This window comes from Gordonia amarae NBRC 15530, assembly GCF_000241345.1.
Classification (GTDB): domain Bacteria; phylum Actinomycetota; class Actinomycetes; order Mycobacteriales; family Mycobacteriaceae; genus Gordonia; species Gordonia amarae.
Window position 1 is genome coordinate 1 of sequence record NZ_BAED01000027.1, and the last position, 272, is coordinate 272.

At 65.4% G+C, this 272-nt stretch carries 1 protein-coding gene; it reads right to left on the reverse strand.

The features are described from left to right. On the reverse strand, positions 1–272 hold a 272-nt coding region (locus GOAMR_RS08360), incomplete at both ends, for a phosphopantetheine-binding protein (RefSeq protein WP_005185529.1).

Sequence of the window (272 nt, forward strand, 5' to 3'; positions counted from 1 at the left end):
GCCGCACCATGACCGGAGGTCGCGGCGATCAACTCCCGCACCGACGGGGCCTCAAAGATGTCCCGAACAGACACCTCAACCCCGAGAACCTCACCCGCACGTGCCGCCAGACGCATCGCCGACAACGAGTTACCACCGATATCGAAGAACGACTCGGCCACCGACACCCGATCCACACCAAGCAGATCCGCGAACACCCCCGACACCGCGACCTCGACATCGTCGGCCGGGGCCACATACTCCTCGGACACCGCACCGAAATCCGGTGCCGG